General features: G+C 36.8%; 23 protein-coding genes. 15 read left to right on the top strand and 8 right to left on the bottom strand.

What is annotated here, in order from left to right:
• Positions 1-98 precede the first annotated feature (98 nt).
• From CBM15_RS12460 to CBM15_RS12450, 3 genes are all read right to left on the bottom strand, one after another.
• The gene (locus tag CBM15_RS12460; RefSeq protein WP_087617782.1) at positions 99-572 is read right to left on the bottom strand and encodes a DUF2062 domain-containing protein; all 474 of its coding nucleotides are present in this window, start codon (positions 570-572) and stop codon (positions 99-101) included.
• A gap of 278 nt (positions 573-850) precedes the next feature.
• On the bottom strand, positions 851-2,047 hold the full coding sequence (locus tag CBM15_RS12455; RefSeq protein WP_087617781.1) for a M20 family metallopeptidase: 1,197 nt from the start codon (positions 2,045-2,047) through the stop codon (positions 851-853).
• Positions 2,048-2,106: 59 nt separating this feature from the next.
• Positions 2,107-3,354, bottom strand: coding sequence for an MFS transporter (locus tag CBM15_RS12450; protein ID WP_087617780.1), 1,248 nt, complete (start codon positions 3,352-3,354; stop codon positions 2,107-2,109).
• A 234-nt stretch (positions 3,355-3,588) separates the two neighbouring features.
• On the opposite strand from CBM15_RS12450, the gene CBM15_RS12445 reads away from it, so the two are divergent.
• The 7 genes from CBM15_RS12445 (at position 3,589) to CBM15_RS12410 (ending at position 11,139) form a co-directional block, all read left to right on the top strand.
• The gene (locus CBM15_RS12445) at positions 3,589-5,412 is read left to right on the top strand and encodes a helix-turn-helix domain-containing protein (protein ID WP_087617779.1); all 1,824 of its coding nucleotides are present in this window, start codon (positions 3,589-3,591) and stop codon (positions 5,410-5,412) included.
• Between the two features lie 159 nt (positions 5,413-5,571).
• The gene (locus CBM15_RS12440) at positions 5,572-5,829 is read left to right on the top strand and encodes a hypothetical protein (RefSeq protein ID WP_008405397.1); all 258 of its coding nucleotides are present in this window, start codon (positions 5,572-5,574) and stop codon (positions 5,827-5,829) included.
• A gap of 308 nt (positions 5,830-6,137) precedes the next feature.
• Positions 6,138-7,658 (top strand): AbgT family transporter, encoded by a 1,521-nt coding sequence (locus CBM15_RS12430; RefSeq protein ID WP_087617777.1) that lies wholly within the window; start codon positions 6,138-6,140, stop codon positions 7,656-7,658.
• Positions 7,659-7,719: 61 nt separating this feature from the next.
• Complete coding sequence (locus tag CBM15_RS12425) at positions 7,720-8,913, top strand: M20 metallopeptidase family protein (RefSeq protein ID WP_087617776.1); 1,194 nt, start codon at positions 7,720-7,722, stop codon at positions 8,911-8,913.
• A 628-nt stretch (positions 8,914-9,541) separates the two neighbouring features.
• Complete coding sequence (locus CBM15_RS12420) at positions 9,542-9,694, top strand: YrzI family small protein (protein ID WP_087617775.1); 153 nt, start codon at positions 9,542-9,544, stop codon at positions 9,692-9,694.
• Positions 9,695-10,320: 626 nt separating this feature from the next.
• Positions 10,321-10,548 (top strand): hypothetical protein, encoded by a 228-nt coding sequence (locus tag CBM15_RS12415; protein WP_087617774.1) that lies wholly within the window; start codon positions 10,321-10,323, stop codon positions 10,546-10,548.
• Between the two features lie 423 nt (positions 10,549-10,971).
• On the top strand, positions 10,972-11,139 hold the full coding sequence (locus CBM15_RS12410) for an aspartyl-phosphate phosphatase Spo0E family protein (protein WP_008405392.1): 168 nt from the start codon (positions 10,972-10,974) through the stop codon (positions 11,137-11,139).
• A 403-nt stretch (positions 11,140-11,542) separates the two neighbouring features.
• Here the strand turns inward: CBM15_RS12410 and CBM15_RS12405 are convergent, their stop codons facing one another.
• On the bottom strand, positions 11,543-11,890 hold the full coding sequence (locus CBM15_RS12405; RefSeq protein WP_087617773.1) for a winged helix-turn-helix transcriptional regulator: 348 nt from the start codon (positions 11,888-11,890) through the stop codon (positions 11,543-11,545).
• A 136-nt stretch (positions 11,891-12,026) separates the two neighbouring features.
• Between CBM15_RS12405 and CBM15_RS12400 the strand changes: the two genes are divergently transcribed.
• Complete coding sequence (locus CBM15_RS12400) at positions 12,027-12,899, top strand: SDR family oxidoreductase (RefSeq protein ID WP_087617772.1); 873 nt, start codon at positions 12,027-12,029, stop codon at positions 12,897-12,899.
• Positions 12,900-13,157: 258 nt separating this feature from the next.
• On the opposite strand, the gene CBM15_RS12395 is transcribed toward CBM15_RS12400, so the two are convergent.
• The gene (locus CBM15_RS12395) at positions 13,158-13,661 is read right to left on the bottom strand and encodes a hypothetical protein (RefSeq protein ID WP_239835844.1); all 504 of its coding nucleotides are present in this window, start codon (positions 13,659-13,661) and stop codon (positions 13,158-13,160) included.
• Positions 13,662-13,842: 181 nt separating this feature from the next.
• Between CBM15_RS12395 and CBM15_RS12390 the strand changes: the two genes are divergently transcribed.
• The 4 genes from CBM15_RS12390 (at position 13,843) to CBM15_RS12375 (ending at position 16,855) form a co-directional block, all read left to right on the top strand.
• Entirely contained in the window at positions 13,843-15,306 is a 1,464-nt protein-coding gene (locus tag CBM15_RS12390) for a phospholipase D family protein (protein ID WP_087617771.1), read from the top strand.
• A gap of 110 nt (positions 15,307-15,416) precedes the next feature.
• A complete protein-coding gene (locus CBM15_RS12385) occupies positions 15,417-15,905 on the top strand; it encodes a magnesium transporter (protein ID WP_087617770.1) in 489 nt (162 codons plus the stop codon).
• 228 nt (positions 15,906-16,133) lie between these two features.
• Positions 16,134-16,337 carry a helix-turn-helix transcriptional regulator gene (locus CBM15_RS12380; RefSeq protein WP_420820150.1) on the top strand — a complete coding sequence of 68 codons (204 nt, stop codon included), beginning with the start codon at positions 16,134-16,136 and terminating at the stop codon, positions 16,335-16,337.
• Positions 16,334-16,855, top strand: coding sequence for a hypothetical protein (locus CBM15_RS12375; RefSeq protein WP_239534828.1), 522 nt, complete (start codon positions 16,334-16,336; stop codon positions 16,853-16,855). Before CBM15_RS12380 ends, CBM15_RS12375 begins: the two co-directional genes overlap by 4 nt.
• A gap of 42 nt (positions 16,856-16,897) precedes the next feature.
• On the opposite strand, the gene CBM15_RS12370 is transcribed toward CBM15_RS12375, so the two are convergent.
• Entirely contained in the window at positions 16,898-17,557 is a 660-nt protein-coding gene (locus tag CBM15_RS12370; RefSeq protein ID WP_087617768.1) for a YczE/YyaS/YitT family protein, read from the bottom strand.
• A gap of 95 nt (positions 17,558-17,652) precedes the next feature.
• Between CBM15_RS12370 and CBM15_RS12365 the strand changes: the two genes are divergently transcribed.
• Positions 17,653-18,531, top strand: a complete 879-nt coding sequence (locus tag CBM15_RS12365) for a LysR family transcriptional regulator (RefSeq protein WP_087617767.1) — start codon at positions 17,653-17,655, stop codon at positions 18,529-18,531.
• A gap of 129 nt (positions 18,532-18,660) precedes the next feature.
• On the opposite strand, the gene CBM15_RS12360 is transcribed toward CBM15_RS12365, so the two are convergent.
• Both CBM15_RS12360 and CBM15_RS12355 read right to left on the bottom strand, forming a co-directional pair.
• Positions 18,661-19,983 carry a GntP family permease gene (locus CBM15_RS12360; RefSeq protein ID WP_087617766.1) on the bottom strand — a complete coding sequence of 441 codons (1,323 nt, stop codon included), beginning with the start codon at positions 19,981-19,983 and terminating at the stop codon, positions 18,661-18,663.
• A 238-nt stretch (positions 19,984-20,221) separates the two neighbouring features.
• Positions 20,222-21,136 carry a LysR family transcriptional regulator gene (locus tag CBM15_RS12355; protein ID WP_087617765.1) on the bottom strand — a complete coding sequence of 305 codons (915 nt, stop codon included), beginning with the start codon at positions 21,134-21,136 and terminating at the stop codon, positions 20,222-20,224.
• A 216-nt stretch (positions 21,137-21,352) separates the two neighbouring features.
• Between CBM15_RS12355 and CBM15_RS12350 the strand changes: the two genes are divergently transcribed.
• Positions 21,353-22,660 carry a GntP family permease gene (locus CBM15_RS12350; protein WP_087617764.1) on the top strand — a complete coding sequence of 436 codons (1,308 nt, stop codon included), beginning with the start codon at positions 21,353-21,355 and terminating at the stop codon, positions 22,658-22,660.
• Positions 22,661-22,738: 78 nt separating this feature from the next.
• Positions 22,739-23,497, top strand: coding sequence for a 3-hydroxybutyrate dehydrogenase (locus CBM15_RS12345; protein ID WP_087617763.1), 759 nt, complete (start codon positions 22,739-22,741; stop codon positions 23,495-23,497).
• Positions 23,498-23,569: the final 72 nt, after the last annotated feature.

The raw sequence follows: 23,569 nt of genomic DNA, 5'->3' as shown, positions 1-23,569 counted from the left end.
CTGTAGGGCATTTTATCACCTTGCTTATCTCTTTAATTTAAAAAGTCATTTTATAACATTTCCCGAATTCTGCCAAGTAACACGGTAGAATGCCAACCTCATCTGATTTTATTTAAAATCCTCACCCGATACGTCTTAAACATGATATATACCATGATGTAAATGAAAATCGAGGAGATTAGTATATTGCACATGGCCCCTGTTAGAAAGGTGAATCCACTCGAATGGGAATTTACAATGCCGGTATACGTATGTTCAATCGCATCTATGTATTCTACTTCATCGAGTTCATCGACTTTTGTATTTCGATCGAGTAGTAAACTCCCGACCTTATAATTTAAAAAGAAAAGCAGAGGCCAAATAAAAGTACCCAGGACACCGCCGACAAGGGCAGAAATGGTATTCGCCTTTAGGAACCGTGCCATACCGACGGAAAGAACGGGGCCGAGTCCGAATGTAGGTAGCCAGCTAGGAATAAACCCAATCGTTACCCCTGACGCAACTTGATGGGGACCCGATTTAAGTCGAAACAGCCGGATTAAATTATATTTAATGATTCGCGTTATTTTCATAGATGTCTATCCTCTCCAAGTACTTCATCACAACCGCAACAATTAAATATCGATGTGCCTTTTATAGACTGATTATAACGAACTTAAGGAAATCCTTTTGTTATTGTATTAAATGGACAAAATGTTTCAGGAAAAATATACTGTAAATTATACACTATATGTCTAAATGTAAAAATGAGCAATACGAGAAAAAGCGCCCCTTGAAATATCAAGAGGCACTATTGGCTAACATAACTTTTATGAAACAGCGCAGAAGCATAAGTTCAATGCTTTCTTTTTTAAGTGTCGCTTCCGTCACAGTAAGAAGCGACGACAGCAGCCATTGCTTTGGCACTTATAACGAGGCTTTCTTCATTAATATCAAATTTAGGATGATGATGCGGATATGCTTCACCTGACGCTGGCATCGCACCGACATAGAAGAAACAGCCCGGTACTTTTTCAAGATAATAGGCAAAATCCTCTGAAGGCGGCAGTGGCGGTGTTTCTAAAACGGCCTCCACTTCAGGAATGGCTGCCAGCTCCAAAGCCTGACGTACAAGTTCCGTTACTACAGGATGATTATTCAGAACAGGGTAGTCGTTGAGGTAATCTAGATGACATGTGACGCCAAATGATTTTTCCAGTCCTTCGGTAAAAGCACGAACTTCAGATTCTACTATTTCCCGGGTTTCAGGGGTCATTGTACGAACATCACCTTCGATTGTCACGGAATCCTTTATCACGTTAAAAGTACCTTTCCCGTCCAGATTCCCGATCGTAACGGAGGCTGTATCAAATGGGTTAATGCGGCGGCTGACGATTGTTTGCAGATTCATGACAAATGAACTTGCGGCAATAATTGCATCATTTGCAAGATGCGGGGATGATCCATGTCCGCCTTTACCTTGAACGACGAGTTTAAAATAGGATCTGCCTGTTTGCGTGTTCCCGCTTCTGTAATAAATATGACCTGTCTTCATGTTGCTCATAACATGGATGCCGATGATGGCATCAACGCCATCAAGAACACCAGCATTAATCATACCGATTGCGCCACCTGGGGGAGCTTCTTCTGCGGGTTGATGAATTACTTTAATCGTACCTTTTAATTCATTTTTAAACTCCGCTAACGTTTGCGCCAATACTAGCATATAGGCTGTATGACCGTCATGGCCACATGCATGCATGACTCCCTCATTTTTTGAAGCGAAAGGAAGACCGGTTTCTTCCTGGATCGGCAACGCATCGAAATCAGCGCGAATGGCAATTGTTTTTCCCGGTTTTGCCCCTTGAATCGTTACAACGACACCACGTTCGCCCCCAAAGTTTGTTTCAACTGAATCGACTGGAACGTCTTCATAAAAATCCTGAATATACTTGGCTGTCTGCTCTTCTTGAAAGGAAAGCTCCGGATGTTCATGGAGATAGCGGCGGATTTCAATAATGCGCTCCTTTTTTTCATCTAATCTTTTCATTAAATTGTCTAATAACATTTGATAATCTCCCTATTTATAAAATGGACATGGCTGATCAATGCATGTCCATTCGGTATTTAAATCGTTTCTAAGTTTTGAGCTTCCTGCTTTCTTCCGCCCGAAGCAGGTCGATTCGGTTTTAGACCAGCTGCAGCGATAATTCCTAAAACGGCACAGGCAATGATGTACAGAAATGCAGAGGCATAGATTCCATCAAATACTTCAATTAAATAGCCCATAACCATTGGTGCGAGGAATGCTCCGATCATTCCGCCAAGATTAATCATTCCAAAAGTAGACCCAATCACGTTTTTTGAGAATAATTTATGCGGAAGGCTGAAGATGATTGCTACAATTGGTCCGTGGAAAAGCATACAGATAGATTGGTAAATAATAACGAGAGTGACTGACGGCGCATTGAATAATAAATAAAGAGATCCGATCATGATGATAAAGCTTATAATCGCAAGGTATTTCTCTTTTCCCATTAATAAAGATTTAATCAGCTGCCCGCCGACGATAACTCCTACAGCCCCAGCAAGAGCCGGAATGGATGTCAGCATCCCCATCGACATCAAATCAAGGCCTCTAACATCTACAAGATATGGCGGCATCCATGAGATAAGCCCCCAAATGACCGTACTTACGCCAAACCACATAATGGCCAACTGCCAACTTGTAGGAATTTTTAACACATCTTTAAAGGATGCTTTTTGGACTGTTTCTTCCTCCACTAGTTCTACCTGCATATTTTGCGGACTTAAATAATACCAGAGTAGGGCTGCAACAAAGAGACCTAAAATTCCAATCGCAAAAAAGAGGTTTTGCCAGCCGATCCATACAAGTAACGGGGTGGCGATTAAAGGAGCAATCACACCTCCAAGTGAATTCGATGACATCATGATCGTTTGAGCACTTGTCCGTTCTTTCTTTGGAAAGACATCCGCTATCGCTTTTGAACTTGCAGCAGGATATCCGCCTTCACCAAGACCGAACATGAAACGAATAATGATCATCGACATTAAAGACCAGGCCATGCCGGTAAAAACGGTAAATAAAGACCATAAAACAATGGAGATTACAATGACCTTTCTGGAACCGAATTTATCGGCAAGCCACCCCCCAGGTAATTGCATTAATGCATAACCGGCAAAAAAACTACTCAGTACAACACCCATTACAGACGGACTAAGATTAAAGTCTTTTGCAATTTCCACAATTCCAACATTCATTGCCATTCTGTCAAGATAGGATAAACACCACCCTAAAAAAAGCAAAGAAAGAATGATATGCCTCTTTTTATTAGGAACTTGTTTATTTTTCATAAATAACCTCCCCCTGAAATTTACTCATCCAATGTGAATGTAGCTATATGAATATAAGAAAATGATTGGAATAAACAATTTTTCGAGTATGATAATTGTTTAATCAAGAAAAAGTAAGCGTTTTCTATACTCAATATTTATTGAATATTATATAATTTCAGAAATGTCATGCACATGTGCAGACAAACAAAGTTATGGAGAGAAAGTTGTTGAATTCAACAAGGGGGAGAATGAATGGAACAAAATGAGGCGTTGCTCAAACAATTAAGTAGGGAAAATCAAAAAGCCCAAAACCATGTGGTGAATCTAATGGAAAGCTTTCGCGCAATTAATTCGACGCTTGAATTGGATGAAGTACTTAAAAAAATTATGCACTCTGCATTGAAGATTGTCGAAACAGCAGAGGCTGGATATATACAAATGTATGATGCGATCTCGGATAAGCTGATCGTAAAGACATATGTAGGTTTTAATGAAAACATTAAATTTTTTAAAGTTAACATAGGTGAGTCCATTACAGGAAAGGTGTTCAGGGATGGCGATATAAGGTTAATTACCTCAACGGAAGAAATTTATAATAGCATGGCAAATTTAAGTGAGGAGAATCTTGAATTCATTACGAAGGCTCACCAAAATAGCCCTACTATTAAATCCATTTTGTCTGTTCCTGTAGCACTTGGAACAAAAACGATGGGGGTTATGACATTTCACTGTTTTGATGTAGAAGATGGCCTAAGTGAAACGGATTTGCTTCTTTTGCAAAGTTTCGCTTCCCAAGCAGCAACTGCGCTATATAATGCACAGCTTCACACAGAAGTTCAAAATAGCCTGGATGAAGTTACCCATTTATCAAAAAAGCTGAAAGAAACGAATGCGATGTTAGAGAAACGTACAGAAATTCATACGCACCTCACGAAGTTATCCGTTCAGAATAAAGGACTGGAAGCTATTATTCTGGAAATGAATAAGTTAATGGAGAGAAAGCTTGTCTATGCGGATTACCTTGAAGGAAATTACGTCCCGCAGCATATTCAACATATCGCTACCATTCTGGACGATATATTCTTGCTCTTTGCGAATAAAACTGAGGCTAGTTATGTATCAACGTATGATTCAGTTCAAATTGATTGCTATATTTATCCAATTCGGTCAGGCTCTGTTTTTTTAGGGTGTCTGATAGTAGAAGGGAACACCCCTCTATCACAACCCGATCAGTTGATCATTGAACAAGGAGCCCTGACTCTCTCGCTTGAAATTATGAAGCTTAGATCCCAGACTGAAATTTTGTATAAGAAAACCTATGAAACCTACCACCGTTTTTTGGAAATTAGAAATTTCCAGCAGGCTGAGCTTGTTGCGCAGGAGTTAGGAATTCATCATGATCATTTTCTCCAAATTGCTTTAATTGAGCTAGATGGAAATGCGGATTTGCTTTCACTTGAAAATGATGCACTGCTTCTTCTAGCACATCTAAAAGAGAAGTTACGTTTAGAGAACAGTCTTCTGTTTAGCTACAATAATAAAATTACCGTTCTATCCTTTACCCGAGATACAGCTGGAGAAGGCATGATTACCAACATATTAAAAAACGGTATGAATTGGTGGAATGAGCGGTTTACAGTAGTAGCCCGGGGAGGAATAAGCACGGGACAATATTCTCCCGGCCAAGCTAAAGATTATCATATGAAAGCGGAAAAGGCTCTTCTCCATTTGAAAAAACAAAAGAAAAAAGGCCTTCTGCATTACGGGGATATTGGCATTAGTACGCTTTTTTTACACCATCCTGCTGAAGAAATTAACTCATTTCTAAGTGAAACGTTTTCTATATTGTGGAATAACAATGAAACAAACGATGAACTTCTCCATACACTTTTCACGTATATACAGAATAACCGTTCCATGGCAACGACTGCAAAGGAACTCCATATTCATACAAATACGCTCTATCATCGTATAAAAAAAGTTGAAGACCTATTAAAAATTGACTTCAACCATTACGAAGATCATCTAAAAGTCCTGCTGGCTGTGTATCTTTATAATACCTTTATGGCGGATTGACCACCATTCGAAAGAGGCTTAAAACTTATTTTTTTTATAATTCAGATAAAAATTGGCGATTCATTTTGTGAAAAAAAGGGTAATGGTAAGAAACCGATTAATTAAAAAGCTTATCAAAGGGTGACATCACGATACTATACAGAAAAGGGGATAAGGACTATGTTACAATTATTTTTCAACGACGATCATTTAATATCGATTACAGGGGATCAGGAAATTTTATCGAGAGTACCAGAAAACTACAAGCATTTTGATTTAATTAAAATTAGAAGTGAATTGGTCACTACAGAGCATCTAGTAGAGGCGTTCGAGTTTGCTTTACGTAAAACGGATGCAGGGGCAGTACATGCAGCCGCCTATTACGCTAAATTAAAAAATATGTACGTTCAGAAAAAGCGTGCTCTCACTAATAATTAACATGAAGATGTGAGCTTGTTAAAAGAATATTCGCTTCTACATATGAGCATCACCATAAAATACGAAATGGAAAGCATGGGAAACATGGCACAACTGACGTGCCATGCTATCGCCAGGCTTTTTTTGTGTGCAAATTTGTTTTGGGGGAAATACAATCCCCTAGGAAAAAGCTTATCACCCAAAATCCCCCTTAAATATACAAAATTACTATATAAATATAAAGAAAAATCTAAAAATTTGCATAACTCATTGCTATCTCCTTTATATTTTGCTATTCTTTTAAACATTAAACTTCTAGGGGGACGCATATGGAAAGTAAAGTTGGTAAGAAAAAATTGGTTGATAGGTTTCTAGATGGCATCGAACGTGCAGGAAATAAGCTTCCCGATCCGGTTACGTTGTTCGTCATTTTAGCGTTCTTTGTACTTGCGCTATCACTTGTTCTATCAAAACTTGGGGTTTCAGCTGTTAAGCCAGGAACTGACGAAACGATTGAAGTGATCAATCTATTGAATCGTGAAGGACTTATTCAAATTGTTACAAACATGGTCAGTAACTTTACTGGATTCGCGCCACTTGGCATCGTAGTTGTGACAATGATCGGTATTGGGGTAGCTGAAAACAGTGGCTTAATATCGGCATTAATGAAAAAGACCGTTTTAAGTGCTCCTAAAAAAATCATCCTGCCTGTTATTTTATTTACAGGTCTTGTCGGGAATGTTGCCGCAGACGCAGCCTTCATTATTTTACCCCCAATTGCCGCAATGATTTTCATGAGTGTCGGACGAAATCCGCTTGTTGGGTTAATCGCTACCTATGCAGCCATTGCCGGAGGATTCAGTGCAAATATCATTATTTCGTCTTTAGACGTATTATTATTGGGCATTACCCAAACATCGGCCCAATTGGTTGATCCTACATATACCGGACTTGCAACGATGAACTACTACTTCCTGATCGTTTCGACATTTGTATTAGTCGTTGTCGCAACTTGGGTAACAGGTAAATTCGTAGAACCTCGCTTTGGTAAGTACGGAGGGAAAATAGAAGTGGCTGAACCATTGACAGCTTTAGAAAACAAAGGGCTTCGCTGGGCAGGGATTGTCACATTAGCATACGTCATTTTGATGGCGATTTTAGTTGTACCGGAATCAGGGTTACTACGAAATCCGGAAGATAACGGCTTTTTAAATTCTCCGTTTATGACGGGCATTGTGCCGATTATGCTGTTCTTCTTCTTATTACCGGGCTTAGCATATGGCATCGTAACGAAAAAGGTGAAATCGGACCGTGATGTAGCGGAACAAATGTTTAAATCAATCGGTGACCTTTCTTCATTCATCGTATTGGCATTCGTTGCAGCTCAAATGATTGCCTACTTTGGCTGGAGTAACATTGGACCGATCTTGGCAATAAAAGGCGCGGAGTTTTTACAAAATATGAACTTTACCGGCGCACCGATGTTTATCGGCTTCATTATTATTTGTGCTCTCATCAACTTACTAATCGCAAGTGCCTCGGCAAAATGGGCTTTACTGGCGCCAATCTTCGTACCGATGTTCATGTACTTAAACTACTCACCAGCTGTTACACAAATGGCATACCGTGTAGGGGATTCCATTACGAACCCGATTACACCGATGCTTGCATACTTTGCGATTTTACTGGCATTTGCTAGACGCTACGACAAAAATATCGGAATTGGTACGTTAATCTCAGCGTTATTGCCTTACTCAGTATTCTTCGCGATTATGTGGATTATTTTATTTGCAATCTGGTTCTTGCTTGGCCTGCCATTAGGACCTGGCGATGGCATTTACTTAAAATAATAGTCAGGATACACGAATATCATTTGAAAAACAGACAACTTAGAAAATGGGGATGGAAAACATGACGAATATTTTTGACATACTGGAACAGCATTTTGATGAAATGGTAGCGATCCGTCGTTACTTACATGAAAACCCGGAGCTTTCACATGAAGAGGTGGAGACGCCAAAATATATTGCGGCATACCATCGAGCGCTTGGACATGAAGTACGTGAAGGGGTAGGCGGTCGTGGCGTAGTGGCTACATTACGCGGTGGTCAACCTGGTAAGACGGTGGCATTACGTGCAGATTTTGACGCATTGGCAATTCAGGAGCAAAATGATGTCCCTTATAAATCGAAGGTAGATGGCCGAATGCATGCATGCGGTCATGACGGGCATACAGCGTCACTCCTTGTATTGGCAAAGGCACTGAACAAAATCCAGGACGAGATTCAGGGGAATGTCGTGTTCATCCACCAATTCGGTGAAGAAATTGCGCCGGGTGGAGCGATTGCGATGATTGAAGACGGCTGCCTGGACGGAGTAGATGTCATTTTCGGTCAGCATTTATGGGCACCGGTAGAGCATGGGAAAATTGCTGTATGTGAAGGTCCGTTAATGGCTGCAGCAGATGGATTTTATATTACGATTAAAGGAAAGGGCGGACACGGGGCAAAACCACAGGAAACGAAAGACTCGATTTACATCGGCTCACAATTTGTCGTGAACGCCCAACAGCTTTTAGGGAGACGTATTAGTCCTGTGAAACCGGCAGTTATTTCGGTTTGTCACTTTGAAGCATTAAATCCCTTTAACGTCATTGCCGATTCCGTAAAAATCAAAGGGACGGCACGTGTATTTGACGAAGAAACGCGTGATCTTATTGAACGGGAACTGGAAGATGTGCTGAAGGCAGCATGCTTGGTGATGAAGGCCGATTACGAATACGATTATGTGCGCGGATATTCAGCTGTCATTAATGATCGGGAAACAACAAGATTCTTTATCGAGCAGGCAAGACAAACGCCGGGTGTTGAGGAAGTCGTCATTTGCGAACCGGAAATGGGCGGAGAGGACTTTGCCTACTATTTAGAAAAGGTACCGGGAACATTTTATTTCACAGGTGCCCGCGACCCAGAAAAAGAAGAAGCGTACCCGCATCACCATCCGAAGTTCGATATCGACGAGCGCGCACTTCTTGTTGCTGCAAACACACTTGCAAAGGCAACGTTGGAGTATTTGAAGCAGCATGCTGTGAGTAGTGTTATATAAGGATAGTTAAGGACATAACATATTTCTGTTGTTATGTCTTTTCTTTGGGTTTTAAAGAGGAAAAGAGGGATAACAAGATATTGTTAATATCAAATTCTAAAGTTTAACCAAGCACGGATAGGCGTTACACGTCATGAACGCAGTATATATTTTGCATCCATCTGAAACCTTTAGATTGCCAGGAGAATCGGATAAAGGGAAACATAAGTAAAGCCTCTTCATATAATGAAATCATGTGTAACTATTTACAGAATTGCGTGGCTAAATCAACGTTTCGGATTTTTACTTTTAAATAGGGAATTACATTTTTTTATAAAAATGTAAAAAGATGTTTACAAATAATCGGGGGATGGGTATACTTACACAATAATCTAAAAATTCTAAGGAGGTCGAAGAAAATGATCGTTATCAATAAATTAATGTCACTAGTGGTTACAATTTCAGCGAAAACGAAAATCACACATTCGACCAGATTGGAATGGATTGCTTAAATTTTTTTATTAATTAAGTATGCCCATACCGCAGGGAGAAGTGTGCCCCTGCGGTATTTTTATGCCTTTTTTTACCGCAGGGGGAGTCTCTCTGTGGTTTTTTCCGTTTCCAGGGCATTTTAAGGAGGTGATAATTCATGATATTAAACTTTTTTACCCTATCGATAGCTATTACAAAACGTGAGCGTGAGATCTCTCGTGAGAAAGCACTTCATGAAGAAAAAGTGAAAAAAATCTTTGAAGAGAACCGAAGAAAAGTAGAAGATTACGTTCGTCAACGTCATTATTAATTTTGTTACTTTAAAACAATGAAAGGTGGGAATTGAAATGAATTATATGATTAAAAGAAGGTGTGCAGTTTTATGGTGGGAGAATGACTCCACTTAGCTAAAAAAGGACGTAATATAAAGTGTTGGTTTTAATAACTACGTCTAGTGATGGGGCTGTGCGAAAAGTAAAATCATTTCATTCAGCCCATATCAAGGTGTTATTTAGCCGCGTTTATCGCGGGGCGGCCGGAGTATAGAAACGAATGCTAAAATCCATTTGGGACCAGTATCGTGCCGGCCTCCAGCATCCTTGATTTAGGAGATAATTTGATTGTTGCATCAACAGTGTGAAGGCATAAAATCGTACATATTCTTAATATGGTAAATCCTTCTGAAGATTCCCTTAAAAGAGTTTTATAAAAAATTCCGAACATGCTATTTGTATGCGAAAAGTTATAAAAACCTATCTCTTAAGTAACAATTAAAAAGCTTCCCAAACACAGCTTTTGATGCAATTTTTCCATTACTGTTATATATGGTAAGATATCATAGTTTATTGCGATAAAATAATTGTATTATATTAAAGAATAGTAGGATGGCTAAAGTCTATTAAGAGAGCTGGCAGAATACACGAGTGGAGGGGAAAAATGAAATTCTTCAAAAGGATGTCTAAATTTGAGCAAAGTAATTGGAAAAGTGGGGCAATCCTTGGTTTTTATACTTATACGTTGCTGTTACTTTTCAATTATATTTACGGTCTAATATCGGGGAGTGAGCCCCTTACTTCAGGTGTAATTTTTTGGACTGGAATTTTAGTAGCCTTTGGATACGAGTTAGTACTAAATTTAATGGCTAAGAAAAAAGTAAATTATTGAACTGATAAAAGTCATAGCTTTATTATTCCGATTAAAAGTAATCCTTACTGCATCAACCGCTACTCTAAAATCCCTGAAATTTTAGCATAGGAACGAAAAAGCTACAGGTTTAACGCATTAATCAATCCCCCTATATTCAGCTTCTTTTCAGATACCCTTAGCATAGCGTTTTCCACAAAATCTATGATATACATAAAAAACTATATAAATAGAATCCCAATAAAGATGCGTAATTGTTAATTTGACAATGTTTACGCATTTTTAATTTGCTTGCAAACTATTATTTGGAAAAATTTTTTTCTAATTTATGGTTGGATAGGTTTAATAGTTAATTTTATTGTGTATTTACATAATATATGTATTTTGTAAATTATTGTATCTACTTTATATATAACAAATTATAAAAATGAGGAGTGCTTTCCAATGAAAAATATTTTTGAAAAAGTAAATATCCGCAAAAATGTCGAAACACTTAGAACTGCAATGATAAAGTCTGGTATGGAAAATGGGCTAAATCATCCTATTACAATAAAATTAAGTCAAAACTTAGATAAGTTACTGAATGAATATAGTTTAACTTTCAGCAATTAAATTAATGCCTAGCAATCGCTAGCGTACTTAATACCAGATGTTCACAAATAAGTTAAACAGACACGAATGCTGTGAAACCTACAACGTTCGTGTCTTTTTAGTGATGGAATAACTTAATTATCATAATTAAGTTCCTAACCTTCTTTATATAGATAGAAAGTTCATCAATAAAGAATCGCGCCCTTGAAGGTGCATTATGATTAACAATAATAAGAGGGGGTTGCTACACTCCCCCCAAGAAAAATGTTGCTCCACAATATGGCCCTAAAATGCAAAAAGGACCAATCCTTTTATTCCAGGAAAGCACCCGATTGTTGAAGATGATTCATAAAAGTATAACTAAAATTTTTATAAGTCCCTTTTATGCTTTAATCATATAGTTATTTTATGATGGATTAGCTTTTTATTTACTCTTTAAATGTTTTTTACTCCAATCGCCCATACTATTAAGTATAGGAATAAAACTCTGCCCCAAAGGTGTTAACGAGTATTCTACTTTAGGAGGAACTTCTTTATATACTTCTCTGTGAACCATTTGGTCATCTTCCAATTCTCTAAGCTGACGCGTCAGTATTCCTTTTGAAATATTAGGTAACAACCTTTGAAGTTCATTAAATCTTCTTGTCTTTATGCTTAAATGCCACAGAATAATTATTTTCCATTTTCCCGCAATGATGTTTTGAGTTTGTGTAACCGGACAAATCTCTATTTGTTCCTCAGGCGGTTCACCGTCGAACCAACTTCGTGCCATGACAAATACCTCTCTTTCTTGATAGTACTATTTTTGTGACTATGTAATAAAAAAGTGACTACTTTTAAAAAAGTACCTCTTTCTATAATATTAGATTGTGCTTAAAAATTAAACAAAAAGATTGGGGAGATAAATCATGAAATTATTAGTAACAGGAGCAACAGGAAAATTTGGCACAAAAGTTGTAGAGACATTATTGAAAACTGTACCAGCTAACCAGCTGGCTGTTAGTGTACGAAATCCAGAAAAAGCAGAACAATTACGTACTCGTGGCATAGAAGTTCGTCAAGGAGATTTTGATCATCCAGAAACATTAGATACTGCTTTTGCAGGTATCGATCGTTTATTAATTATTTCTGCAGATGGAGATAATGAAACAAGAATCCGTCAGCATGCCAATGCAGTAGCTGCTGCAGAGCGTGCTGGAGTTAATTTCATTGCGTATACCAGCGTAACAAATGCACAGGAAAGTAAAAATTTATTCGCTCCAACTCATAAGGCAACTGAACAAGCAATTTTGAAAACAGGCATTTCTTACTCCTTCTTACGCAATAACTGGTACTTGGAGAATGAAATCCCTAGCATTCAAGGTGTCTTAGCAGGAGCTCCTTGGGTAACATCAGCAGGAAACGGCAAGGTAGGCTGGGCAATACAACAAGATTATGCAGAAGCTGCGGCAACGGTACTTTCTGGTAAAGGACATGAAAATACAATTTACGAGCTTTCCGGTAAATCATTAACTCAGGAGGAATTTGTATCTGTTCTTGGCAGCGTACTAGACAAAGAAGTATCTGTGCAACATGTTGATGACGCAACTTATGCTAGTATTATGAAAAATGCAGACATACCAGATTTTGTAATTTCTATACTTGTTGATATTCAAAAAAGCATACGAGAAAGTACTCTGGACTTTGAGAGTAATGATTTCGAGAAACTTCTTGGTCGTCCAGCTAAGCCACTCAAAGAGGCACTTTTTCAAATTGTGAATGGAATTACCCAAAAGAAATAATTAATCTGAACCGATCTTGTTTATTATAAATAGGGTCGGTCTTTTTTATTACATTTAACAAAAAAGCGGGATAGATATAATACCCTAGTAATTCTTATCTGTATCCACCTTACTGTTTCTTAAACAAACCAGCCTATTAGATTAAGTACAAATATTCACAAGCTCCATAATGTTGTTCCACAATCTGGCACGATTGTGGAAGAACTTAATTAGTATGTCTTGTTAAACTAAAGCAATGGGCTTCAAAATAAACAGTAATTATTCTTCATGTAATAGATCACTTTGTGATCTAGATGAATACCACCCTTGTTGGATAACATCACCATTATTACGAGCGAAATATTTATATTCCACGTGTGGTTCAGTATCAAATATTACACCTATATAATATGGATTCGAAGATTCATAGCCATCCTCACGATGAGGTGCTATCTGATATTTCCACTTTTCCCCAGGGTACTGTTCTTCCAAATGTATCTGTATATAACCTACTTTTTTTTCGATTTGCATATCAATCCAATATGGACGTACGTAATAAAAGATGCCGAAAGACACCAAAAATAAAATAGCCAATCCCTGAATAATTTTTCTCCATTTCCCTTTTAAAATAAAAGAAACTAATAGGATAACAAGTAAAATTCCACCGACTATCATTAATTCAATTATTTCTATTGGATGCAATGAATTTCCCCCATTTTTTGTTTCAGTTAGTTCGTTAATTGAAGTATAACCTTCCCAAACCGTCTTTTGGTAACCTTTCATAAAAGATTGTTATTCCACAATCTGGCCCTATTATGGAAAAAGCACTTTCCTTATTAAAGGAAAGCATAGACACTAGCGTCCCTAACATTTTTGTGGAAATTCCAGCCCCCATGCAAGCAACCGCTGTTTAACTTTGCTTGTTCACGGGAACTAAAAGCACAAGAGTATTGGGGGAATTACAATGAAAAAAGTTCCGAAGAAATGGAACAGCTGGATTCGCAGAAAAAAAGTCATAAGCGTTCTTATACTTCTTTTGATTTTGCTATATATAGGGGTAATGTTATGGCATACATATAAACCGTTGCCGGAAGGTATTTCCTATGAAGGAGACTTGCATAGAACAGACAATATTGAAATGCTGACAGATTTAACTTATGCGCAAGACCAGGAAGGGACCAATCGGAAACATGAGAATCAGATATTTGATGAAGTTTATACATTGATTGATGAAGCCGAGCAGTTTGTGGTGGTGGATTTCTTTTTGATGGATGGGTATTTTGATGAAAAAGAAGATTTCCCGCCAATCGCGAATATGCTCTCTGACAAGCTTGCCGAGAAAAAGAAAAACAATCCCGATATGCCGGTTGTTTTCATTACCGATCCGCTGAATAAGGGCTATGGCTCCTATGAAACTAAGTGGTTCAAGAAGATGCGTGAAGCCGGGGTAGAAATTATTTACACCGACTTAGAACCGTTGCGGGATTCCACGCCAATTTATTCAGGCTTATACCGATTATTTTTTCAATGGTTCGACAACAAAGGTAAGGGATGGATTGCCAACGCCATGTCAAGCAAAGCGCCAAAAATGACCGTATCTTCCTATTTGGAACTGCTCAACGTGAAAGCCAACCACCGTAAAGCGGCCGTTTCGGAAAAGGAAGCGATTATCACATCTTCAAACCCGCATGATGCAAGTGGCTTCCACGGAAATCTTGCTTTGAAAGTAACGGGGCCCATCATAAACGATATTCTGAAGGCAGAAGAAGCGGTGTCGCTCATGTCGGATGGTCCAAAATTGCCGAGGGCTGATATTCCCGAGCAAGGTGACGGTCAGTATGGTGTACAATATTTGACCGAGAAGAAAATATTGGACGCCTTGCTTGAAGATCTAGAAGCAACAAAAGAAGGAGATAAAATTTGGATTGGCATGTTCTTTATTGCCCAGCGCGACATTGTCAACTCCTTAACAGATGCAGTAAACCGGGGCGTGGAGGTGAATATGATTCTAGACCCAAATGAAAATTCATTCGGCCAGGAAAAGTCAGGTCTGCCTAATCGACCGGTTGTAAACGAACTGCTTGAGGATACAGATGAAAAAATCAACATTCGCTGGTATAACACCGTAGTCGGCCAATACCATACAAAAGTCATCTGGATTCAAACAGCGGAACAAACAATCATTTCAAGCGGTTCTTCCAACTATACGGAACGAACATTGGAGAATTACAACCTGGAAAATAACGTCCGCATCCTCGCTCCAAATGATAGCGCGCTCGTCTTGGATATGGAACGATATTTTGAACGGCTTTGGAACAATGAAGATGCCCTCTACACTCTGGATGTAGAAGAATTTCAGGATAACCTCTCCTGGTGGCAGCGCTGGATTTACACGGCTCAAAAAGTAGCCAAAGTAACCACTTATTAACCGATGATATGTTAAGCAAAAAGATGTTACCAAGCATCGCTTTGGGAATGCTATACTTAAACCCTAAAAGTAAAGTAATGTTATAAGATCTAAAATTTGGGGGTATTTAAGTGAGTTCTTGTTCATTTTTCGCAACAAATTTTGAAATGCCTGAAGTGGAATCCAAAGCAAAATATATGACGGTCAAAGAAGCTATTGAATTGAAAATAAAACCGCATGAATTGGTGCCCTGGGAGAAGATGGACCCGTATAGTCAAATATTATTTGTTGAAAATGAAGAGGATTTAAATGAGTTAGTCATTAACAGTGGCAGTTATTATGATGTAAGTGAATATACGGACTATCCATTCATATATGAAGTGAATTTTAGCTATTCAGAATTAAGAGTAAAGCAATTATTGGATTACTTAAAAGACAATATTAGAGAAGGACAGGTCATAGAACTATGGCGAGTATGGATTGGTCATGAAGATGATGCACTGAATATACCGTATAGTAGACTAAATTATAACGAATTATCTCTCGATCATCTGTTACAAATGTACAATTGGAACCATGCAAACTATAAAGAGCAATATTGTATAGTATTAGAAAAATAAAAACTATTTATTCTATGTCTATACAATCCTATCCAAATAACTGTTCCCGAATGAAAGTTAGGGGACCAACACCTCCCATATAATTGAGTGGGGGGTTTTTTTATTTTTATGCTGCTTATAAAAAGGAAGAAAGTCCGCAAACGAAAATTTGGTACCTTGTTTTTAAGGTGAATGTAAAGTATGCTTTACTTAAAGTAAAACTAACTTTACAAAAAAGGGATGATTTACATCAAAAATAATATTAAGGTTTTACGGGCTCAATACAGTATGACGCAGGACCAGTTGGCAGAAAAGCTTTCCGTTTCAAGACAAACCATTATTTCACTTGAAAAGGAAAAATATAATCCATCTATTATTTTAGCTTTTAAACTGGCGGAAATTTTTAATTGCAAGATTGAAGATGTATTTATTTATGAGGGGGATTTTGAGTGAAAAAAGCACGTGAAAATCAGCTATCATACTTATTTTTAGCTATTATAATGATTCCATTAAGTATTTATATTAATTACCCATATGTTGCAAATGGTGACTTTCCAGAAGGAATTATGGCTTTTTTCTTGGGAACAAGTGCATTAATGATGTCTTATTTGTCACCACATTTATATCCGAAAGATGAGCGTACTAAAGAAATTATAGGCAAGAGTATGACAGCAAATTATTTTACGTTATTTGCGACAATTACAGTTCTATTTCTAATAATTGGAGCACTAGAACCTAACACTTTAAGTGCCACACATGTTTTAACTATTTTATTTTGTATAATGACTACATCCATCCCACTAACAATGGTTATTTATTCGAAAACTGATTTAATGATTAATCTATATAAAACAATACAATTGGGATTGGGGTTTGTAATGACAGTTAGAAGTAAGTTACCCAATAAAGGTTTTGGGTATAAAGAAGTAAAAGCCGGGGGAATTTCCCCGGCTTTTTTATTATCAAAGTAAAAAGATTTATTAGCAGCAGCAATCGCATTTACTTGAATAATTTTAGTTGTTTTTATACACCCATTGTTTTAATGAGGGTTGAAGTTTGTGAAGCAAAACACCGACTATTTTTCCAATACCATAGGCAGCGATGAACGTACCTATACCAATTGCGCCAAAGGATTGAATAAATAATAAACAAATCACAAGTGAAAGAACGACATTTAGCATGTCACTAGTAATTTTTGCTTTGCTAAATGGCATTTTCCATGTGTTCGCAATGACATATGTAAGTGAGTCATATGGCATCGTCGGTAAATTTGCTGTGAAATATAACAGTAAAGCTAAGGCAATAATTATTAAGCTTATTGCTAAATACACAATAATAAGAACAATTGAAGTTGCTTCAGGTAAGCCTTTTGTTAACCAAATCGTAAAATCCATAAAAAAACCGAATAAAAAGGAAATAATTAATTGTATGAAAAAGTTCTTCCACCGTATTTCTTTTAAAATGATTGCTTGTAAAATTATAAAAGCAAAATTAGCGAATACGGTTGTAATACCAACTGACAAAGGTGTAGTTAAAGCAAGTGCATAAGGTAAAGAGGTTACAGGAGAAACACCGATACCTGCCAAAATTGAAAAGGTAGCACCAAGTGAAAGTAGAAATAAACCAATTATGTAAATGCTAATTCTTTTTGTAATTGTGATTGTATGATTCATATTTCCCCTCCTATAAATAGTATACTCTTTGAAATTTGGAATAAAAAATATATAATTAATAATAAAGATATATATTTTATATATGAGGTGGTTAAATGGATTTACGTCAATTACGCTATTTTAAAGAAATAGTTGATCAGGGAAGCATTTCAAAGGCTGCCGAAGTATTACATATGGCCCAGCCACCATTAAGTATGTTATTAAAACAAATTGAAACACGCTACGGTACACCATTAATTAAGCGATATCGACAAAAATGGGAGATTACTGAAGCTGGACAAATGCTATATAATCATGCAACTCATATGCTTCAGCAAAAGGCAATGTTTGACGTGAAAATGGATTATATGATGCAAGGGGAAGTGGGTCAATTACGTGTAGGGGTTTCTTCAAGCTGTATACATTTAGTAGGGGATGTCATACGGCAATTTTCTCAAAGCTACCCTAAAGTAGAATTGCAAATTTTCAAAGGGGATTCCGAGAAATTAGAACAAATGTTATTTAACAATGAAGTAGATATAGCTGTTATTTTAGCACCTGAAAATAGTGAACAGTATGAAGGGTTTCCCTTAACGCCTAGTCCTTTTGCATTGGCTGTACCAAAGAATTGGTCCAATGAGATTGATCTAGATGTAGAATCGATACAAAACTTAATGAAGTTCCCGTTTATTTCGTTAGAAGCTATGGAAGGGTATTCGATGTTAGAAAATATTATATATTATCTTAAAGAAAAGAACATTTCCTTAAATATTGTAGCTAAGTGTAAAGATATTACAATTGCCCAGTATTTAGTTGCTAAAGAAGTAGGAATCAGTATATTACCTAAAATTCAGCTAGGGTACGTGGATGGAATTCATTTTGTTGATTTACCTGAACTAGAAATTGCGATTCAGCCGAAATTATTTTACAAGCAAGAAGCGACATTCTCTCCTATTTGCAGGAACTTTATTGCTTTATTTAAATCAAGTACATGAGATTAACTACCATCTCAAAGTAGTTCAGTTATTGTTTATTTATATTGAAATAAAAAAAGGTATAGAAAAACTCGTTTTCTATACCTTTTTTATTTTGTTCTTATGATCGGTCGTTTAACAATATACAATTTAATAAATGATAATTGCTGCAACAATTACCGCTATTAGAGCAAATATGTTAGCAAATGTCATACTGATGAATTGGTACTTAAAACTGTTTTTATGTGTTAATCCTGTAAGTGCTAACAGTGATAAAACTACACCAGTGTGCGGCATAATCGTTAATGCAGAAGATGCAATTGCTCCAACACGGTGCATTGCTTCCGGACTCACACCCATAGCTAAATAAGTTTCCGCAAATACTTCCATTACAATACCTAATGCTCCGGATGATGATCCTGTTATTCCTGATAGTGCACCGGCTGCAACCGATAAGCTAACAAGCGGGTCACCAGGTATACCTAATATTAAATCGGAAATAAATTTGAAGCCTGGTGCTGTAGTTACAACAATCCCAAATGCTACTGCCGATGAAGTAAGGAAAATTGGATTAATTGAACTTTGTCCCCCCTCATTCAATACTGCCTTTTGAGAAGGAATATACTTGTGGTAAAAAATAACACATGAAATTACTGCTACTCCTAAGCCGATTAAAATTGTGTTTGGAATTTCCAATGCACTCCCTGTTAAATTCACTACCATAAGGAGCAAAATCGGGATAATACTCATAATAAATGAAGGAGTCTTCTCTTTTAGCTCATGTTTGGATTGATCATCAGCATTAAATTGGGCATATGTTTCCCCATTCGCAAGACTCTTATTTAATGTATAGTTCATATACCATAATCCGAACGTTACGGATACTACTGAACCGATAATCCCTAAAAGAGGTGCTGCAGTTAAAGTTGTCCCTAAATACGGGATGGGTACAACATTTTGAATCGAAGGCGTTCCCGGTAACATTGTCATTGTGAATGTACCAATTCCAATGTAAACAGGGATGACAATTAAATTCCAAGCAATATTTAATTGTTTAAATAAAGGTCTTGCTAGTGGAATAATAACGAATAACACTACAAATAAACTTATTCCACCGAATGTGAGAATCGAACTAATTAAGAAAATTGCAACTAATACAGAAAACGGCTTTTCTGTTCCCGTAATCGATAATACTTTTTGTGCAATGGATTGAGCAGCTCCACTCTGTTCCATATACTTAGCCAAAATGGAACCAAGTAAAAACACTGCAAAAAAATTCACAACAAATCCGGTCAAACCTGTCATATATGAATTTTCTTTACCAATTAGAGAAGAGAAGAAGTCCATTTGGTTTGTTAAAATTACGATAATCGATGCTAGTGGTGCAATATAAATAATGTTATATCCTTTCATTGCCATCAATATGATAAAGATAATCGCTATGACTATGCCTAAAGGTCCGATCATTTCCATAATATTTACTCCTTTTATTAGAAAACATTTCACTTAAAAATACTAAAATGTATCGTATTAATTAAATAATTTCCTAAGAGATTATGTCATAATTAGGACTCTTTTACTCATACTAATTCCATTATTCGCTCTATAACTAATTGGTTATCGTCCAATGTCAAAAAAAAAAGAGAACGGTTCCCACATGGGAAATTCGTTCTCTTTTTGCTGGCTCTAACTAAAATTACTTCATAATATTTTAAAATTGAAGATATCTTTTCTTGGCAAATTTTAAAAAAGCAGATGCTGCGGGAGACAAAACACCATCTTTTTTATAACTAATGACAACGCTATTTTTATAAACTGGATTGCCTAACGTATATAAGTTGGATTCAATCTTTAGTTGATCTCTTGTAATAATACATTCGGGAATAATTGTCATTCCTATTCCTTTATTTGCAAGACGAAATGCATTCTCAATATTATTCGTTTCTAGAGTTATTGTTGGGCTTATGGCATAGTGATCAAAAATATTATCCGTTAAACGACGTAATCCTAACCCTGGTTTTAATAAGATAAACTTTTGATGATTTAGTTTTGAAGGAGGAAATGGTATATGTTTTATTTCTTTATTATTTTCTTCATAGAATATATGCCCCTTTGGAATGACTAGGTAAATGTTTTCTTCATATAACTTCTCGTAAACAAGCCCCGTATTTTTAATTGGCAACATACTAATACAAATATCAATTTTATTTTGTAAGGTTAGCGCTTCCATTTCATTGGCAGTACCTTCCTCTAATTGAATTTCTATTCCTGGATATTTGTCCATAAACTCTGGGAGAAAATCATAAAGCATATGTGAAGCCAATATCGGATTAATACCAAGAACTACTCTACCTTTTTTTAATTCATTTAAGGCTTCGATATCACGCATCATCACTTCATGCATTTCATGAATCTCCTGCATATACGAAATATAAAGCTCTCCTGCATACGTAAGAACAAGCGGTGTTACTTGCCGATTTAAAAGTTCTACACCTAGTTTACTTTCTAAATTTTTTATATAAGTACTTAAATAAGGCTGAGATACAAACAAAGCATTCGCCGCATGCGATATATTGCCATATTCTTGGATTGCCAGTAAATACTCTAAAGATAAATCTTCCTTCATACGTTATCCCCTCCCGAAAGGTTGAAGAGTAATTATAGCACGATTTTTTTAGTTGAACAGGAATCGTCCGTTTGTAATATGCTCAGTATTTTCCTATAACTGTTTAGTTATAGGGGAAATAGCCTTAATAGTATTTTAAAAACGGACATATTTCATACATAATTTAAGTTGTGTTAAATACTTGACATACAGAAAATCAAATAGGAGGCAAACAACATGGGTACCTTAGGTATTATTGTTGCAATCATATTCATTATCTTTTTAGCTATGAAAGGTTACAGCATTGTATTTATTGCACCAATAGCGTCAATTATCGTCATTGTTACAAATGGCATGGATTTCTTTCCGTCGCTTATTGGTTCTGAAGCTTCATTTATGACAGGGCTTACAGGATTTATCGTTAATTTCTTTGCTATCTTTTTACTTGGGTCAATTTTAGCCCAATATATTGAAAAGAGTGGGGCAGCCCAAGCCATTGCACAAAAAGTATTATCTATTACGGGGACAGATAAACCATTCCCTGTATTAATCGCTATTTTCTTAATCAGCTCTATTTTAACTTTTGGAGGCATTAGTTTATTCGTTGTATTATTCGTTGTCATTCCATTAGCAAAACCTCTATTTAAACAATTAAATATCGCATGGAACTTAATTGTTATTCCTGTATTCTTAGGGATTGGTACATTTACAATGACAATGTTGCCGGGAACACCTTCGATTCAAAACGTTGTACCAACAAATTATTTAGGAACAACTGTTACAGCGGCACCTTTAATGGGAATCGTCGCTACTCTAATCGCAATCACTGCAGGTATCTTCTATATGCGTTATGCATTGAATAAAAGTTTAGCTAAGAATGAAAAGTTTGAAGCAGAAGAAGATGCTCAAGAACTGGCACTTAAGGAAAACGTCCCTTCTTTCTTCTTAAGTATCTTACCGATTTTAATTTTAATCATAATTATTTTTGTAGGTAGTGCAATGAAAGTACAAAATATCGTACTAATCGGTTTAGGGGCTGGCGTAATTGTGTCAGCAATCGTTTTCCACCGATTTATGCCATCACATAAACAAGCAGTGAGCCTAGGAGCAAATGGTGCGATTACGCCAATCTTCTTTACTGCTGCCTCAGTTGGTTTTGGTGTTGTAATAACGTTAGCACCAGGTTTCGGAGCAATTTCAGATTTCATCTTAAATATTCCCGGAAATCCTTTAATTAGTTTAACAATTGCATCATCTGCGTTAGGTGCAATCACTGGTTCAGCAAGCGGTGGTTTAGGGATTACAATGGAAGCGTTTGCAAATCCTTATTTAGAAATGAGTGTAAATCCGGATGCAATGCACCGTATGTCTGCAATCAGTTCAGCTGTATTTACTGGTTTACCACATGCTGGAGCAATTTTATCAACATTTGCTTTAACAAAATTAACACATGAAAAAGCATTCAAATACTCATTCATTACAATGACAGTACCAAACCTTTTAGCATTAATTGCCGCATTACTAATTGGTATTTTCTTGTACTAATCAAACTATTGGAGAAGGTGAGAGTACTTCTCCAATACTACTTAAACTACAATTATCACTTTTGGAGGTATATAGATCATGAAAACAACAAATCGTACAGTACTTGTTACAGGTGCCGCTCAAGGGATCGGATATGCAATTGCACAAGAATTTATCGCAAACGGTGACTATGTAGCAATTTTCGACTTAAATGAAGAAGCTGCAGTTGCTGCTGCTGAAAAATTAGGAAACGCAAAAGGTTACAAAGTGAACGTTGCTGATGAAACTTCAGTTAAAACTGCTATTGACGCTGTAATCGCTGAGCGCGGATCAGTAGACGTAGTGGTAAACAACGCTGGTTTACAATTTATCAGTAAAACAGAAGATTTCCCGGTAGAAAAATGGGATCTATTAAACGATGTTATCTTAAAAGGTACATTCTTAATGACAAAACACTCTTTAAAATCAATGCAAGCTCAAAACTACGGTCGTATCATCAACATCGTATCTGCTCACGGTCGTATTCCGGATGCTTATAAATCAGCTTACTGTGCTGCTAAAGCAGGACAAACTGGTTTCTCTAAAGTAGTCGCATTAGAAAACGCTACAAACGGAATTACTGTTAACTGTATCGAGCCAGGTCCAGTACGTACTGAATTAATCGAAAGACAATTACCTGTTTTAGCAGAAAAGGATGGAACTTCTGTAGAAGAAGCATTAGCTCATCACATCTTGGGTAAACAATGGATCAAGCGTTTACTTGAACCATCTGAAATCGGAAAAACTGCTGTATTCCTAGCTTCTGAAGGCGCTGGAGCCATTACAGGTGAATCAATTCCTGTCACTGGTGGTATGTAATTCCTTTTAGTTGATCATTTAAATATCATATAGGTATTAAAAACAGACGATGTAGAAAATTCTATATCGTCT

It is taken from the genome of Solibacillus kalamii (assembly GCF_002174535.1).
In the GTDB taxonomy this organism is placed as follows: Bacteria; Bacillota; Bacilli; order Bacillales_A; family Planococcaceae; genus Solibacillus; species Solibacillus silvestris.
The sequence above is the reverse complement of the archived record's forward strand: the minus strand, read 5'-3'. Positions and strand labels throughout refer to the sequence as shown.